The 15,616-nt window shown below is 68.7% G+C and carries 12 protein-coding genes; 7 read left to right on the top strand and 5 right to left on the bottom strand.

The window, feature by feature from the left end; all coding sequences use genetic code 11:
* Positions 1–5: 5 nt before the first annotated feature.
* Positions 6–1,373, bottom strand: a complete 1,368-nt coding sequence (locus NPA30_RS06450; RefSeq protein ID WP_256801619.1) for a cytochrome P450 — start codon at positions 1,371–1,373, stop codon at positions 6–8.
* A gap of 93 nt (positions 1,374–1,466) precedes the next feature.
* A complete protein-coding gene (locus tag NPA30_RS06445; protein ID WP_256801616.1) occupies positions 1,467–1,775 on the bottom strand; it encodes a hypothetical protein in 309 nt (102 codons plus the stop codon).
* Positions 1,776–2,019: 244 nt separating this feature from the next.
* On the opposite strand from NPA30_RS06445, the gene gyrB reads away from it, so the two are divergent.
* On the top strand, positions 2,020–4,455 hold the full coding sequence (gene gyrB, locus NPA30_RS06440; RefSeq protein WP_256801614.1) for a DNA topoisomerase (ATP-hydrolyzing) subunit B: 2,436 nt from the start codon (positions 2,020–2,022) through the stop codon (positions 4,453–4,455).
* A gap of 61 nt (positions 4,456–4,516) precedes the next feature.
* On the opposite strand, the gene NPA30_RS06435 is transcribed toward gyrB, so the two are convergent.
* Both NPA30_RS06435 and NPA30_RS06430 read right to left on the bottom strand, forming a co-directional pair.
* The gene (locus NPA30_RS06435; protein WP_256801612.1) at positions 4,517–4,978 is read right to left on the bottom strand and encodes a GNAT family N-acetyltransferase; all 462 of its coding nucleotides are present in this window, start codon (positions 4,976–4,978) and stop codon (positions 4,517–4,519) included.
* 150 nt (positions 4,979–5,128) lie between these two features.
* A complete protein-coding gene (locus NPA30_RS06430; RefSeq protein ID WP_256801610.1) occupies positions 5,129–5,554 on the bottom strand; it encodes a flagellar basal body-associated FliL family protein in 426 nt (141 codons plus the stop codon).
* Between the two features lie 198 nt (positions 5,555–5,752).
* Between NPA30_RS06430 and NPA30_RS06425 the strand changes: the two genes are divergently transcribed.
* Positions 5,753–6,913 (top strand): M20 aminoacylase family protein, encoded by a 1,161-nt coding sequence (locus NPA30_RS06425; RefSeq protein WP_256801609.1) that lies wholly within the window; start codon positions 5,753–5,755, stop codon positions 6,911–6,913.
* Between the two features lie 33 nt (positions 6,914–6,946).
* Here the strand turns inward: NPA30_RS06425 and NPA30_RS06420 are convergent, their stop codons facing one another.
* Positions 6,947–7,633: a D-lyxose/D-mannose family sugar isomerase gene (locus tag NPA30_RS06420; RefSeq protein ID WP_256801607.1), complete on the bottom strand. Its 687-nt coding sequence runs from the start codon at positions 7,631–7,633 to the stop codon at positions 6,947–6,949.
* 310 nt (positions 7,634–7,943) lie between these two features.
* On the opposite strand from NPA30_RS06420, the gene NPA30_RS06415 reads away from it, so the two are divergent.
* From NPA30_RS06415 to NPA30_RS06395, 5 genes are all read left to right on the top strand, one after another.
* Positions 7,944–8,387 carry a MarR family winged helix-turn-helix transcriptional regulator gene (locus NPA30_RS06415; RefSeq protein ID WP_256801605.1) on the top strand — a complete coding sequence of 148 codons (444 nt, stop codon included), beginning with the start codon at positions 7,944–7,946 and terminating at the stop codon, positions 8,385–8,387.
* A gap of 206 nt (positions 8,388–8,593) precedes the next feature.
* On the top strand, positions 8,594–12,376 hold the full coding sequence (gene metH, locus NPA30_RS06410) for a methionine synthase (protein WP_256801603.1): 3,783 nt from the start codon (positions 8,594–8,596) through the stop codon (positions 12,374–12,376).
* A 209-nt stretch (positions 12,377–12,585) separates the two neighbouring features.
* Positions 12,586–13,608: a helix-turn-helix domain-containing protein gene (locus NPA30_RS06405; RefSeq protein ID WP_256801599.1), complete on the top strand. Its 1,023-nt coding sequence runs from the start codon at positions 12,586–12,588 to the stop codon at positions 13,606–13,608.
* Complete coding sequence (locus tag NPA30_RS06400; RefSeq protein WP_256801597.1) at positions 13,605–14,669, top strand: AraC family transcriptional regulator; 1,065 nt, start codon at positions 13,605–13,607, stop codon at positions 14,667–14,669. The genes NPA30_RS06405 and NPA30_RS06400 overlap by 4 nt, the downstream gene beginning before the upstream one ends.
* Before the next feature lie 142 nt (positions 14,670–14,811).
* Positions 14,812–15,567, top strand: coding sequence for a hypothetical protein (locus NPA30_RS06395; protein ID WP_256801595.1), 756 nt, complete (start codon positions 14,812–14,814; stop codon positions 15,565–15,567).
* Positions 15,568–15,616: the final 49 nt, after the last annotated feature.

The raw sequence follows: 15,616 nt of genomic DNA, 5'->3' as shown, positions 1-15,616 counted from the left end.
GCGGCTCAGCGGCGCCGCGTCACGCGCATGGGCAGGCCGCCCCGCGGCTGCACCGTGATCTTCTGCACCGGGAAGGGCGGGCGGCTGCCGACATAGTCGAAACGCAGGTTGCGCATCAGGCAGGCGAGGGCGATGACGCCCTCCTGCAGCGCGAAGCTCGCGCCGATGCACACGCGCGGACCGACGCCGAAGGGCAGATACTGGTAGCGGTCGATCCGGTCGCGGTTCTCCGGCAGGAAGCGCGACGGCATGAAGCATTCCGGATCTCTCCAAAGAAGCCTGTGCCGCTGCACCAGCCAGGGCATCACCAGCACCGACGCCCCGGCCGGGATCTCCAGATCGCCGAAGCGGTCGTCGGCGAGGGCGGTCCGGTTCAGCGAGGGCGCCGGCGGATAGAGCCGCAGCGCCTCCTCGAGCGCCGCACGCGTGTGGACCAGCCGGTCGAGCCAGGTGGTCGGATCGGGCAGCTCCGGCAGCAGCGCGTCGAGTTCCTCCTCGACCCTGATCCGCTCCTGCGGCGCCTGGCTCAGGAGATACAGCGTCCAGCCGAGGGCGCGGGCGGTGGTCTCGTGACCGGCGCCGATGAAGGTGATGATGTTGTCCTCGATTTCGGAAGGGCTGAGGCCGTCTGCCCTCAGGAGCAGCGTCAGGAAGTCGTTCGGCGCAGCCTCGGGATCGTTCTCCATGAGCGCCTTGCGCCTTGCCATCGTTTCCGCGATCAGCCGGCGGAAATAGCCGGAGGAGCGCCTCCCGAGCAGGCGCCAGACGCGCGGGATGAAGGCCGGTGCGTCGAGAAGGTCGAGCGGATCGACCCGGCCCATGCGGGCCAGGAACGTCTCCATCGACTTCGCGAACTCCTGCGGCTCGCCGGTGATGTCGTCCGAGAAGAGGGTCGCCTGGAGGATGTCGTAGGTGAGGAGCGTCATCTGGAAGGCGACGTCGGTGAGCCCGCCCGGCAGCTCTTCCAGCTGTTCCGCAAACGCGCTCGACCGCCGCTCCATGATCTCGGCGAAGCCGAAGATGTTCTTCGGCGTGAACACCGGCGCCATCGCCTTCCGGGTGCGGCGCCAGAGCTCGCCCTCCGCTGTCAGGAGGCCGTCGCGCAGCAACGGACGCAGAATCCGCTGACGCAGCGGCTGCATCACGTAGTTCTTCGAATTCTCGACGAGGCAGTACCGGATGGCGGCGGGATCGTTGACCACGATCGTCGGCACGTTCAGCCAGTTCGCCCGCACATAGGGTTCGCTATAGGCCCGCGATCCCCAGATTTCGATCGGATTGCGCGAGGCCGTCAGCACGAAGCCCGCGAAGCTCAGCGGTCTGGTGTGCGGCACGGGCGCCGGGGCGCGGAAGGGAGCGGGTGTCGTATCCATGCGCGAATCCTCGTTTCCCACGCATATGGGGGAGGTGGTCACGCATGACGAGCGCGGCGACGGCCGCCACGCCCGGGCTTGAAGCGGCGAGGATCAGCGGTGACGCGCCAGGCAGCGCTCGAACGCGTCGTTGCCGTCCCGGCTCGCCTGCTGCTCGTTGAAGGCGCGCACGCCGAAGCCGTCCTCGTCGCGCGAGATGCGATCCTCGTAGGCGTTGGCCGCGGTCTGGCGGGCATAGGTCCGGCAGAACTCGACCGAGCCGCGGGGCGCATCGTTCGCCCCGATGCGGGCGCCGGTGATCGGCGACTGGTTCGGGTAGGGCGTGACGGGCTGCGCGAAGGCCGGTGCCGCGAGGCCGCCGGTCAGCGCCAGCGCGAGGAGTGAAGCTTTCGAGAAGTTCATGATCAAGTCTCTGTTTTTATGGTGGTTTCACGACGTTAAGCCATCCATGCGCAAGCCTGTTCCGTCACGCTCGCGTGTAGGCGATCGCGCTGCGGTGGTACGAGCGGCGCCGTGACTGTGGGGTGTCGAGGCCATCCGGCGTTAACGCTTGGATGCGACGGGCAGAATCCTTATATTGGACGCATCAGACCAGGCGATTCACGCGGCACGCCGCAGCCCCTCGCCGAAGCTCTCAAGGAAACCGATGTCCGCCATGAACGAGACGCCCGCGGGTGCCAGCGCCGAATACGGCGCCGACTCCATCAAGGTCCTCAAGGGTCTGGATGCCGTCCGCAAGCGCCCCGGCATGTATATCGGCGACACCGACGACGGCTCCGGTCTGCACCACATGGTCTACGAGGTGGTGGACAACGCCATCGACGAGGCGCTCGCCGGCCATGCGACGCGCGTCACCGTGACGCTGAATCCGGACGGCTCCTGCACCGTGACCGACAACGGCCGCGGCATTCCGACCGACATCCATTCCAGCGAGGGCGTCTCGGCGGCCGAGGTCATCATGACCCAGCTGCACGCCGGCGGAAAGTTCGACCAGAACTCCTACAAGGTCTCGGGCGGCCTGCACGGCGTCGGCGTGTCGGTGGTGAACGCGCTGTCGGTGTGGCTGCGGATGAAGATCCGCCGCAAGGGCCAGATCCACGAGATGGCCTTCACCCACGGCGTACCCGACGCGCCGCTCGCGGTGACCGGCGAGGCCGGCTCGGAAACCGGCACCGAGATCACCTTCATGCCGTCCGACCAGACCTTCACCCGCACCGAATTCGACTTCGCAACGCTGGAGCATCGCCTGCGCGAGCTCGCCTTCCTGAATTCGGGCGTGCGGATCGTCCTGACCGACAAGCGCCATGCCGACGAGAAGAAGGTCGAGCTCCTCTACGAGGGCGGCCTCGAGGCCTTCGTGCGCTATCTCGACCGGGCTCGCAAGCCGCTGATCGCCGAGCCGATCGTGCTGTCGGGCGAGAAGGACGGCATCACCGTCGAGGCGGCGCTGTGGTGGAACGACGCCTACAACGAGACCGTCCTCTGCTTCACCAACAACATCCCGCAGCGGGACGGCGGCACGCATCTGGCAGGCTTCCGCGGCGCGCTCACGCGCCAGGTCACCGGCTATGCCGAGAGCTCGGGCCTCCTGAAGAAGGAGAAGGTGCAGCCGACCGGCGACGACTGCCGCGAAGGTCTCTCCTGTGTCCTCTCCGTGAAGGTGCCCGATCCGAAATTCTCCTCGCAGACCAAGGACAAGCTGGTCTCTTCGGAGGTCCGGCCGGTGGTCGAGAACCTCGTCAACGAGGCGCTCGGCACCTGGCTGGAGGAGCACCCGCAGGAGGCGCGCATCGTCATCGGCAAGGTGGTCGAGGCCGCGGCCGCGCGCGAGGCGGCCCGCAAGGCGCGCGAACTGACGCGGCGCAAGGGCGCGCTCGACATCACCTCGCTGCCCGGCAAGCTCGCCGACTGCCAGGAGCGCGATCCGGCGAAGTCCGAGATCTTCATCGTCGAGGGCGATTCGGCCGGCGGCTCGGCCAAGGGCGCCCGCTCGCGCCAGAACCAGGCCGTGCTGCCGCTGCGGGGCAAGATCCTCAACGTCGAGCGGGCCCGCTTCGACCGGATGCTCGGCTCCGACCAGATCGGCACCCTGATCACCGCGCTCGGCACCTCGATCGGCAAGGACGAGTTCAACCCGGACAAGCTGCGCTACCACAAGATCATCATCATGACGGACGCCGACGTCGACGGCGCCCACATCCGCACGCTGCTCCTCACCTTCTTCTTCCGGCAGATGCCGGAGCTGATCGAGCGCGGCTACGTCTACATCGCCCAGCCGCCGCTCTATAAGGTGACGCGCGGCAAGCAGAGCCAGTACCTGAAGAACGAGCGGTCGCTCGAGAACTACCTGATCGACGGCGGCCTCGACGACGCCTCGCTGCAGCTGGCGAACGGCGAGGTGCGCACCGGCCAGGATCTGCGCGCCGTCGTCGACGATGCGCTCGCGGTGCGCGCGGTGCTGAACGGGCTTCACTCGCGCTACAGCCGCATGGTGGTGGAGCAGGCGGCGGTCGCCGGCGCGCTGTCGCCGGCCGTCGCCGAGGACGGCTCGCGCGCGCCGGACATGGCGAAAGCGATCGCCGAGCGGCTCGACATGGTGGCCGAGGAGACCGAGCGCGGCTGGACCGGCGAGACGACCGAGATGGGCGGCTACCGCTTCACCCGGACGGTGCGCGGCGTGCAGGAGGTTCAGGTGCTCGACGCGGCGCTGATCCAGTCGGGCGACGCGCTGAGCCTCAACCGCCATGCGGCCCGCCTCGGCGATGTCTATGCCGGCCTGCCGGTGCTCAAGCGCAAGGAGAACGAGCACCCGCTGTCAGGGCCCGTCGACCTCCTCAACGCTGTCTTCGACGTCGGCCGCAGGGGCGTCTCGCTGCAGCGCTACAAGGGCCTCGGCGAGATGGACCCGGAGCAGCTCTGGGAGACGACGCTCGATCCGGAGGTGCGCTCGCTGCTGCAGGTCAAGGTGCCCGACGCGATCGATGCCGACCAGCTCTTCGCCCGGCTGATGGGCGACGAGGTCGAGCCGCGGCGCGAGTTCATCCAGGACAACGCGCTGTCGGTCGCCAATCTCGACATCTGAACGGGGTTGCCAGCGCAGGGCCGGACGGCGAGCGATACGCGATACGCATCGCCGTCCCGTCTCACACCGTCAGCTTGTATCCGAGATGGGTCTGCTCGAAGCCGAGCCGCTCGTAGAAGCGGTGGGCGTCCTTGCGCGAACGATCGGTGGTCAGCTGGACGAGCACGCAGCCGCGCCGACGGCACTCCTCGATCGCCCATTCGATCATTCGGCCGCCGAGGCCGTCGCCGCGCCGGCCTCCGGCGATGCGGACCGCCTCGATCTGGCCGCGCCAGGCGCCCTTGCGGGACAGGCCCGGCAGGAAGGTGAGATGCAGCGTGCCGATCACCGCGCCGGCCTCCTCGACGACGGCCAGGAACTGATTGGCATCCGCGTCGATCGCCTCGAACGCGGCGGTATAGGCCGGGTTCAGCGGTGTCGCGGTGTCCTCGCGGCCGGCCCCGAGATGGTCGTCGGCGAGCATTGCGACGATCGCGGCAACGTCGCGGGACTGGGCACGGCGGACATTCAGGGCAGGAGACATCGGCGGCTTTCCGAGGAACAGCGGGTGATCCGCCGCTCCATCGCACGGAACGTCCCTTGCGTTAAGCGGGGGCGCGTTCGTGTCCAGGCGCCGTCCCGGCCACCGCCGCGCGATGGCCGCCGGACCTTGCCGGGTTCGACGCTGCGCGGCTCAGAGGGCCTTCAGCACCGCCTGCGTCGTGGTGAGCGTGCCGCCGCCCGCAGCGTTCGGATGGATCGCGGTCACCGTGCCGAGCCCGGGGGCCTGCGAGCCGACCTTGAGGCGCACCAAAGTGTCCCGGGTGGCGAGGATCGCCTCATCGTCGAACAGCGAGACGATCTGATAGTCGCCGGCCTCCGCCGCGGCGTCGGCGACGGTCGCGACCGGCATCGGCACCGGGATCGGCGGCGCGCCGTGGCCGTCGGCCTCGGCATGCGCCTCGCCGGCGCCGAGAAAGCCCGAGAAGGCGTAGCCACCGCCGCCGGCGACGCAGAGCGCCACCACGCCCCCTGCGACGAGAAGGATCAACTTGCGCTTCTTCGGCGCCGGTGCGGCCTCTTCGCCGAGGGGCGCAACCGCCTTTTCCGTCTTGGCCATGACACACGCTCCCGCATGAACTCGTATCGGCGATTGTTCACTGGCCACCGTGCGGATCGGCTGAAGGAAACGCGTCGCATTTTAAGCAGGCGTCGATTTACCGGCATTTGCGGGGCCAGGCGCGACCGACACCCTCCCTTTGAAGCCGTCCTGCGGTTAAGACGGCCTGGTCCGTCCCGTGCACATCAGGAACCGCCGATGACCGTCCTTCCGAAGATCGAGAGCTTTGCCGACGAACTGACCGCCATCCGCCGCGATCTCCACGCCCATCCCGAGATCGGCTTCGAGGAGGTCCGCACCTCCGGCATCGTCGCCGAGGCGCTCGCCTCCTTCGGCATCGAGGTGCATCGCGGCCTCGGCAAGACCGGCGTCGTCGGCATCCTGCACGGCGCCAGGGGGGAGGGCCGGCGGATCGGGCTGCGGGCCGACATGGACGCGCTGCCGATGGACGAGCTCACCAACCTGCCTTACCGCTCGACGGTGCCGGGTGCCTTCCACGGCTGCGGCCATGACGGGCACACCACGATGCTGCTCGGCGCCGCCCGCTACCTCGCCGAGACCCGCGACTTCGCCGGCACCGCGGTCTTCATCTTCCAGCCGGCGGAGGAGGGGCTCGGCGGCGCCCGCGCCATGCTCGACGACGGCCTGTTCGAGCGCTTCCCCTGCGACGAGGTCTACGGGCTCCACAACAGCCCGCTTCACGAGCTCGGCCAGATCGCCGTGTTCCCCGGCAAGGCGATGGCCGGCGCCAGCTTCTTCGACATCCGCATCAAGGGCGTCGGCAGCCACGGGGCGCGGCCGCAGGACGCCAGGGACCCCGTCGTCATCGGCACGCAGCTCGTGCAGAGCCTGCAGAGCATCGTCAGCCGCAACGTCGATCCGATGCAGCCGGCGGTGCTGTCGATCACGATGTTCCACGCCGGCTCAGCCTACAACGTCGTGCCGGACAGCGCCCATCTCGGCGGCACGCTGCGCTTCTTCGACGACGCAGTCGGCGCGATGCTGCGCGGCCGCCTGGCGGCGATCTGCGCCGCCACCGCCACCATGCATGGCTGCGAGATCGAGGTCGACATGCGCGACACCTTCCGCGTGCTCGAGAACCATCCGGCCGAGACCGAGGCGATGCGCGCGGTGGCGGTGGAGATCGTCGGCGAGGCCGGCGTCCTCACCGATCCGCACCCGATGATGGGCAGCGAGGATTTCGCCGACATGCTGCACGCCGTTCCCGGTGCCTATGTCTGGGTCGGCCACGGCGGCTCGGTGCCGGTGCACAATCCGGGCTTCGTGCTCGACGACGCGATCCTGCCGATCGGCGCAAGCCTGCTCGCCCGCATCGTCGAGACCCGACTGGCGGCCTGACCGCCCTCGGACCCGACCGCTCGGCTGCCCGGCTCAGCCGAGCAGGCGGTCGTAGTCCGATACGAGGAGGTGAAGCGGCGGCTCGTCCTCCTCGACCGTCGAGAAGCGGCCGATCGGCTCGCGGAAGACGTTGTCGGTCATGTCGTCGTTGACCGTCGAGACCTCGCCGATCAGGACGTCCGCACCTTCGCCCCAGAAGGCGTGCCAGACGCCCGGCAGCAGCGTCACGCTCTCGCCGGGTTCGAGTGCGAGGCGCCCGCCCGCCGGCAGGCGCCGCACCACGCCGTCGGTCGGCACCTCGACCCCCGCGCTCGAGTCGGGATTGCCGCCCGCGTCCGACATGAACAGCTCGAGCACCAGGGTGCCGCCGCCGCGGTTGATGATGTCCTCGGCCTTCACCACGTGGCGGTGCATCGGCGAGAGCTGATCCTTGCGGCTGATCATGATCTTCTCGGCATAGAGCATGCCACGCCCGCGCGTGAGGTCCTCCGCACGGCCGTTGCGCACGGTGAAGAGGAAGAGGCCGGTCTCGGCGAAGCGGCCGAGGCCGTAGTCGGTGATGTCCCAGCCGAGCCTTGCGTCGACGATGCCGCCGATCTCGCCGCGGCGCGCCTGCATCTCCTCCGGGGTCAGGTAGGCGAAGGGCGGCATGACGTAGCCGAAGGAGCGGATGAAGGCGTCGCCTTCCATCAGGATGGCGTTGATCTCCGACCGCTTCATGGCTCTCTCCCTGTGCATCGCCGTCCACGGCGGGCCCTCGATGTCTAGAGCCTTTCGCCGGTCCTTGGAACGGCCCTCGATCCTTTCTGCAGATCCCTGCTGCGCGGCAGGCCAGCCGTCCCGGACGGCGACGATCACCCTGTCCGCCACAGCATCGCGATGGACCATAACCCGTCCTGATAGAGATCATCTTGTATAGTATGAAATGCATCGAAACAACTTCGGACAAGGTGCCATACGTCTAAGTATGCTCGTTGAAATTCAAAGAAAGCGCCCGGTAGAAGGGCGTCTATCGAAGGGCGAGAGATCGATGCTTGCAGAGGACAACCAGAGTTTCGCCGTGTTCCTTCTGACCGACGCCGCGCGTCTGCTGCGCGGGGAGATCGACCGATGCGTCATGGAGTGTGGCCTCGGTCTGACGCCCGGCCTGATTCGCACCCTGATCGTCATCTCGCGGCATGACGGGGTGCGTCAGCGCGTGCTGGCCGAGAAGATGGATGTCGAGCCGATGACCGTGTCGAGCTACATCGACCGGCTGGAGGCGATGGGGCTGGTCGAGCGCCGCACCGATCCGGGCGACCGGCGCGCCAAGCTCGTCCACGTCACCGAACGGCTTTCGGAAGTGGCGGCCGCGGTCGGGCCGCTCATCGGAACGGCCTACGAGCGCGCGATGGACGGCATCGATCCCTATGCCCGCAAGGCGGTGGAGCAGGCGCTCGAGCGGGTCCGGCAAAATCTCAGCCGCGCCGCCTGACCAGGCCCAAGGCGGGGGCCGCGGTCTCGAGCCTGCGGACCCGCCGGGTTGCCGCTCTCTGCACGTGGTGCGGCCTCCTGACCCCAAGAACTCGACCCCGGCTGCGGCTGTCGAAGACCAGGAGGCAAGGCCAGTCACGTCATCGCTTATTGACATAAGGATATCTTTATGTGATCTCGGCGCCCGGTCCGGCAAGGTGATGACGCATGGCTTCGACGGTTGACGCCCTCTTCGACGGTGCGGCTGGCACCCGCGAGCGCGAGGACGCGCGGACGGCTCTGCTGAAGGCGGCACGCGAGCGAATCCTGATCCTCGACGGGGCAATGGGCACGCAGATCCAGGGCCTGCATCTCGGCGAGGACGATTTCCGCGGCGACCGCTTCGCCGGCTGCGCCTGCCACCAGAGCGGCAACAACGACCTCCTGATCCTGTCGCAGCCGAAGGCGGTGGAGGAGATCCACTACCGCTATGCGATCGCCGGCGCCGACATCGTCGAGACCAACACCTTCTCCTCGACGGCGATCGCCCAGGCCGACTACGGCATGGAGGACCAGGTCTACGAGCTGAACCGCGACGGCGCGCGGCTGGTGCGCCGCGCGCTGAACCGAGCCGAGCAAGAGGACGGCAAGCGCCGCTTCGTCGCCGGCGCGCTCGGGCCGACCAATCGCACCGCCTCGATCTCGCCCGACGTCAACAATCCGGGCTTCCGGGCGATCTCCTTCGACGATCTGCGCCTCGCCTATGGCGAGCAGTTGCGCGGCCTCGTCGACGGCGGTGCCGACCTGATCCTGATCGAGACGATCTTCGACACGCTCAACGCCAAGGCCGCGATCTTCGCCTGCCGCGAGATCTTCGCCGAGAAGCGCGTCGAGCTGCCGATCATGATCTCCGGCACCATCACCGATCTGTCCGGCCGGACCCTCTCCGGCCAGACGCCGACCGCGTTCTGGCACTCGATCCGCCACACCCAGCCGTTCACCATCGGATTGAACTGTGCTCTCGGCGCCAACGCCATGCGCCCGCATCTCGCCGAGCTGTCCAGCGTCGCCGACACGCTGATCTGCGCCTATCCGAATGCCGGCCTGCCGAACGAGTTCGGCCAATACGACGAGGGGCCGGAGGCGATGGCCGCGCAGATCGACGGCTTTGCGCGCGAAGGCCTCGTCAACATCGTCGGCGGCTGCTGCGGCTCGACCCCCGAGCACATCCGGGCGATCGCCGACGCGGTGTCGAACCATGCGCCGCGCCAGCGGCCCGAGGTCAAGCCGATGCTGCGCCTCGCCGGCCTCGAGCCCTTCACGCTGACCGACGAAATCCCCTTCGTGAACGTCGGCGAACGCACCAACGTCACCGGCTCTGCTAAGTTCAGGAAGCTGATCACCGCCGGCGACTACGCTGCGGCGCTCGACGTCGCGCGCGACCAGGTGGCGAACGGCGCGCAGGTCATCGACGTCAACATGGACGAGGGCCTCATCGACTCCAAGAAGGCGATGACCGAGTTCCTGCATCTGGTCGCCGCCGAGCCGGACATCGCCCGCGTGCCGATCATGATCGACAGCTCCAAGTGGGAGGTGATCGAGGCGGGCCTGAAATGCGTGCAGGGCAAGGCCATCGTCAACTCGATCTCGATGAAGGAGGGCGAGGCCGCCTTCCTCGAGCAGGCGCGGCTCTGCCGGAACTACGGCGCGGCGGTCGTGGTGATGGCCTTCGATGAAACGGGTCAGGCCGACAGCGAGGCGCGCAAGGTCGAAATCTGCACGCGCGCCTACAAGCTCTTGACCGAGACGGCCGGCTTCGCGCCCGAGGACATCGTCTTCGACCCGAACATCTTCGCGGTGGCGACGGGCATCGAGGAGCACGACAACTACGGCGTCGACTTCATCGAGGCGACGCGGCGGATCACCGCGACGCTGCCGCACGTCCACATCTCCGGCGGCGTCTCGAACCTCTCCTTCTCCTTCCGCGGCAACGAGCCGGTGCGCGAGGCGATGCACGCGGTGTTCCTCTATCACGCCATCGCGGCGGGCATGGACATGGGCATCGTCAATGCCGGCCAGCTCGCGGTCTACGACCAGATCGACCCCGAGCTGCGCGAGGCCTGCGAGGACGTCGTCCTCAACCGGATGCCGAAGGGCGAGGGCACCGCGACCGAACGGCTGCTCGCGATCGCCGAGCGGTATCGCGGCCAGGCCGGCCGGGAGGCGAAGGAGAAGGACGTCGCCTGGCGCGACTGGCCGGTCGAGAAGCGGCTCGAGCACGCGCTCGTCAACGGCATCACCGACTTCATCGAGCCGGACGTCGAGGAGGCGCGGCAGGCCGCGGCCCGGCCGCTGCATGTGATCGAAGGACCGCTTATGGCCGGCATGAACGTCGTCGGCGACCTCTTCGGCGCCGGCAAGATGTTCCTGCCGCAGGTGGTGAAGTCGGCCCGCGTCATGAAGCAGGCCGTCGCCGTGCTCCTGCCCTACATGGAGGAGGAGAAGGCCGCGCAGGGCGGGACCGGGCGCGAAAGCGCCGGCAAGATCCTGATGGCGACCGTCAAGGGTGACGTCCACGACATCGGCAAGAACATCGTCGGCGTGGTCCTCGCCTGCAACAACTACGAGATCATCGATCTCGGCGTCATGGTGCCGGCGGCCAGGATCCTGGAAACCGCAAGGGCCGAGAAGGTCGACGTCATCGGCCTGTCCGGCCTGATCACGCCGTCGCTCGACGAGATGGTGCACGTGGCCTCGGAGATGGAGCGCGAGGGCTTCGACATCCCGCTCCTGATCGGCGGCGCGACGACGAGCCGGGTCCACACCGCGGTGAAGATCGATCCGCGCTACGCGAAGGGCCAGACCGTCTATGTGACGGATGCGAGCCGTGCCGTCGGCGTGGTATCGAACCTCCTCTCGCCGGAGGGCCGCGCCGCCTATGTCGAGGGCGTGCGTACGGAGTACCGCAAGGTCGCCGACGCCCATGCCCGCGCCGAGGCGGACAAGCAGCGCCTGCCGCTCGCCAGGGCGCGCGCCAACGCCCATGCGATCGACTGGAGCAGCTACACCCCGCCGCGGCCAAGCTTCCTCGGCACGCGCACGTTCCGGACCTGGGACCTCGCCGAACTCGCCCGCTACATCGACTGGACGCCCTTCTTCCAGACCTGGGAGCTGAAGGGGCGCTACCCGAAGATCCTCGAAGACGAGAAGCAGGGGCCGGCGGCGCGCCAGCTCTTCGACGACGCGCAAGGCATGCTGTCGAAGATCATCGAGGAGCGGTGGTTCGCTCCGCGCGCGGTGATCGGCTTCTGGCCGGCGAACGCCGTCGGCGACGACGTGCGCCTCTACACCGACGAAAGTCGCACGGTCGAGCGGGCGAGCTTCTTCACGCTGCGCCAGCAGCTGTCGAAGCGCGACGGGCGCCCGAACGTGGCGCTGTCGGACTTCGTCGCGCCGCTCTCGAGCGGCAAGCCCGACTATCTCGGCGGCTTCGTCGTCACCGCCGGCATCGAGGAGGTGGCGATCGCCGAGCGCTTCGAGCGGGCGAACGACGACTACTCGGCGATTCTCGTCAAGGCGCTCGCCGACCGCTTCGCCGAAGCCTTCGCCGAGCGGATGCACGAGCAGGTGCGGCGGGAGTTCTGGGGCTACGCGGCAGAGGAGCGGGCGACCCCGCAGGAACTGGTCGAGGAGTCCTACCAGGGCATCCGCCCGGCGCCGGGCTATCCGGCACAGCCCGACCACACGGAGAAGGCGACGCTGTTCGAGCTGCTCGACGCGACGGCCGCGACCGGCGTCGAGCTGACGGAAAGCTATGCGATGTGGCCGGGCTCTTCGGTGTCGGGTCTCTACTTCTCTCATCCGGACAGCCACTATTTCGGCGTTGCCAAGGTCGAGCGCGATCAGGTCGTGGATTATGCCGAGCGCAAGGCGATGCCCCTGGCCGAGGTCGAGCGCTGGCTGGCGCCGATCCTCAACTACGTGCCGGGGCGGGAGGGATCGGCCGCCTGACCCCGCGTCGACGCCGGGCACCGACGGATCGCGACGCCCTGGCGACTGAAACCCGTGGTATGGGCTCGCATTAATCCAGTTCAACGGCCATATTATCTTCTTCTGGACCTTTGACCGGGCGATGTGTCTTAACTGCCCGAGTGCCCTTACGGCCGCCTCGTCGCGGGCGGATCGCGGGCCGAAGATCGTGCTTGGGGAGGCAGGTCCGGGTGACTTCGACGCGTATCGTCGCAGACGTGGACGTCAGTGCGTATCCGCCTGCACAGCGCCTCGATGTCTGGCGTGCCGCCGTCGAGCCGCTTTACGATCCCTGGTACAGCGGCGAGCGGGACAGCTTCGCCGCCCGCATCCGGGTGTCGTGCACCGGGCATTACCTTGCCGTCGACAAGGCGGCCTCGGCGCAGCGCTACAGCCGCAACCCCGTGCATGCGCCCCGCGAGCTGTCCGACTACGTCGCCTTCCAGGGCTATGCCGGCGGCTCCTTCACCGGCGACTTCGATGGTCGATCGGTCAGCGGCAGGGCCGGCGACGTGCACGTCATCGACCTCTCACGCTCCATCGTGCAGGTCACGACCGAGGCCGCCGACGTCAACCTTCTCGTGCCACGTGCGCGGGTCGAGAAGTATCTCTCGGCGACGCCCCACGGCGTGCTCCTCAACGGATCCGACGCGCTGCGGGCGCTCGCCTACAGCCATCTCAGCGAGACGGTGCTGAACGCGCCGCAACTGGACGATGCCGAGTCCGGCGCCGCCCTGGACGCCTTCCTCACCATGGTCGGCGGCGCGGCGGGGGAGGAGCCGAACGCCCGCGCCAAGGGGTTTGCCCGGGCGAGCGCCCGCGCGGTCGCGGCAGGCTTCATCGACCGGCATCTGTTGGACCCGGCACTGAACGCGACGTTGATCGCGCTCCGCTGCGGCCTGTCCCGCGCCTCGCTGTTTCGCGCCTTCGAGGCAGACGGCGGTATCCAGGCCTTCATTACGCGCGAGCGGCTGCTGGTGGCGCTGCGGCGCCTGCGCACCGAGCCCGCCGTGCCCGTGCAGAGCATCGCCGACGCCTGTGGCTTTCCCGATCCGTCGCAGTTCTCCCGCCATTTCCGGCAGCATTTCGGCTTCTCGCCGTCCGAGGCGCGGCGGCATCTCGTCGCCGAAGGAATGGGAGGCGACGGGTCGGCGGTGATCGGTCGTCGCAGCTGGCTGGAGATTGGCCGACTTTTGAGCGAGGCCGCCCGATGAGCGACAACGAAGACACCGCAATGCCGAACGTGCAGGAGGTGCAGGCGCTGGAATTCGCGCTGACGCCGCTGCCGCCGGCGGACCGCTTCGCCGTCTGGAGCCTCCTGGTGCGGCCGCTGTTCGAGGTTTCGCTGCCGAGCGCCGCCGCCATGGACGGCTTCGACGCCAGCGTGTCGATCCGCTTCCTCGGCGATGACCTCGTCGCCCGGGCGACCAGCAAGGCGCAGCGCTTTCTGCGCGACGACATCGAGGCCTTGCCCGGCGGCTGGGACCATATCGTCATCCAGCTCTACTACGAGGGCGGTTTCACCGGCAGCGCGGCCGGTCGGCCGGTGACCGTACGGACGGGTGACGTCGTCGTCTTCGACCTGGCGCGCCGGCTCGAGACGGTGGCGGGCGACTTCGCCAACCTGACCCTGATCATGCGCCGGGAGGTCGCCGCTCCGATCGCGGCGACGTGGTGTCATGGCCAGGTCCTGCCGCGCGAGCATCCCTTCTGCCACCTGGCGACGGCCTACCTGACGCACCTGATGGGACGGGGCGACGAGATGACCCCGGCCGAAGTCGCCGCGGCGCTCCGGGCGCTCTGCATCATTGTCGCGCAGGGGATGCGCGGCGGCGGCGAGGTCGAGGACGGAGGCGACGATGCCCTGCGGGTCGCGCTCCTCGCCTATGTCGACACGAACCTGTCGCGCCCGTTCGGCATCGAGGCCCTGGCGCGGGCTCTCGGAACGTCGCGCGCCAGCCTCTACCGGCGCTTCACCGACGAGGGCGGCGTGCTGCGGCTGGTGCAGCGCCGCAGACTCGATCGGGCCCGCGAGATGCTCGCGACGGCCGGCGCCGGCGCGTCGATCGACACGATCGCCGCCGACTGCGGCTTTGCCAGCAGCGCCACGTTCCGCACGGCGTTCCGCCAGCAGTTCGCCCTGTCCCCGAGCGAGGCGCGGGGCCGTCCGGTCCTGGCGCCGCCCGAACCGCGCTCCGGCGATCACCGGCTCCGCGACTGGGTCCTGACCACGCGTCAGGCGCTCGAAGCCGGCCTGGCGTCCGACGGCGCCTGAGCCCCTGCCGGCCCCGCGGGCCCTGCGTTGCGCCGCTTGAGACGAATCCCGGCGGCCGGGGCTTGAAATTGAGACTGTGCGCCTAACGCGCTCATCAGTGAACCTGTTAAAAATCCTCCAACATTTGAGGGGGATTGGGCATATGTCGTCTTTGAAGGCTTACGCGTCGCGGCAACGCGCAGCGCTCGCGGGCCTCGCCGTTCTCGCCTCCACCCTCGGCGCCGCCGTGCCGGCCGGTGCCGCGCCGGCCGCCGGCAAAGTCGCCGCGGACGCCGGAGCGACCCAGGCCAAGCCCGGCGTCACGGGCTTCCGTTCCGCCCGTTTCGGCATGGACGAGAAGGCGGTCCGTGCGGCGATCCGGTCCGACTTCGGCGTCGATGACAAGGCCATCACCAAGACCGCCAATCCGACCGAGCGCACCGAGGTGCTGTCGGTGAAGGTGAACGACGTGCTCAAGGACGGCGGCACCGCTCTCGTCTCCTACGTCCTCGGTTACCAGTCGAAGGCGCTGAGCCAGGTCTCGGTGCTGTGGGCGCCGGAGACGGATGCGGGGATCGGCCCCGAGAAGCTGATCGCCGATGCCAAGATCCTGCAGAACTACTTCCTCGGGCAGGGGTTTGCGAGCGGCAGCGTTCTCGTCAACGCCGCGGTGCCGGAGGGCGTGGTGATGTTCCGCGGCACCGACGAGGAGGGCCGCATGGCGCTGCTCCTGATGCTCGCCTCCGCGACCAAGCCGGCGGTCGCCGACAAGGCGGCGGCGAGTGCGGCGACCAACGAGGCGGCGGTGCCGCAGCCCGACGCCGAGCAGACCGTGCTCGCGCCGGTCGGCCTGCTGCTGTCCTACCTCGCCGACCCGCAGGACCCGGACATCTTCAAGGTCGAGCCGGGCCAGTTCTGATCATCGACGTCCCACCGGTCGGAGGCTGAAGCGTCTCCGCCGGGCAGGG

The sequence above is a fragment of the Mangrovibrevibacter kandeliae genome (assembly GCF_024519155.1).
In the GTDB taxonomy this organism is placed as follows: Bacteria; Pseudomonadota; Alphaproteobacteria; order Rhizobiales; family Rhizobiaceae; genus Mangrovibrevibacter; species Mangrovibrevibacter kandeliae.
Note: the sequence above shows the minus strand (reverse complement) of the source record. Positions and strands in the feature narration are given on the sequence as shown.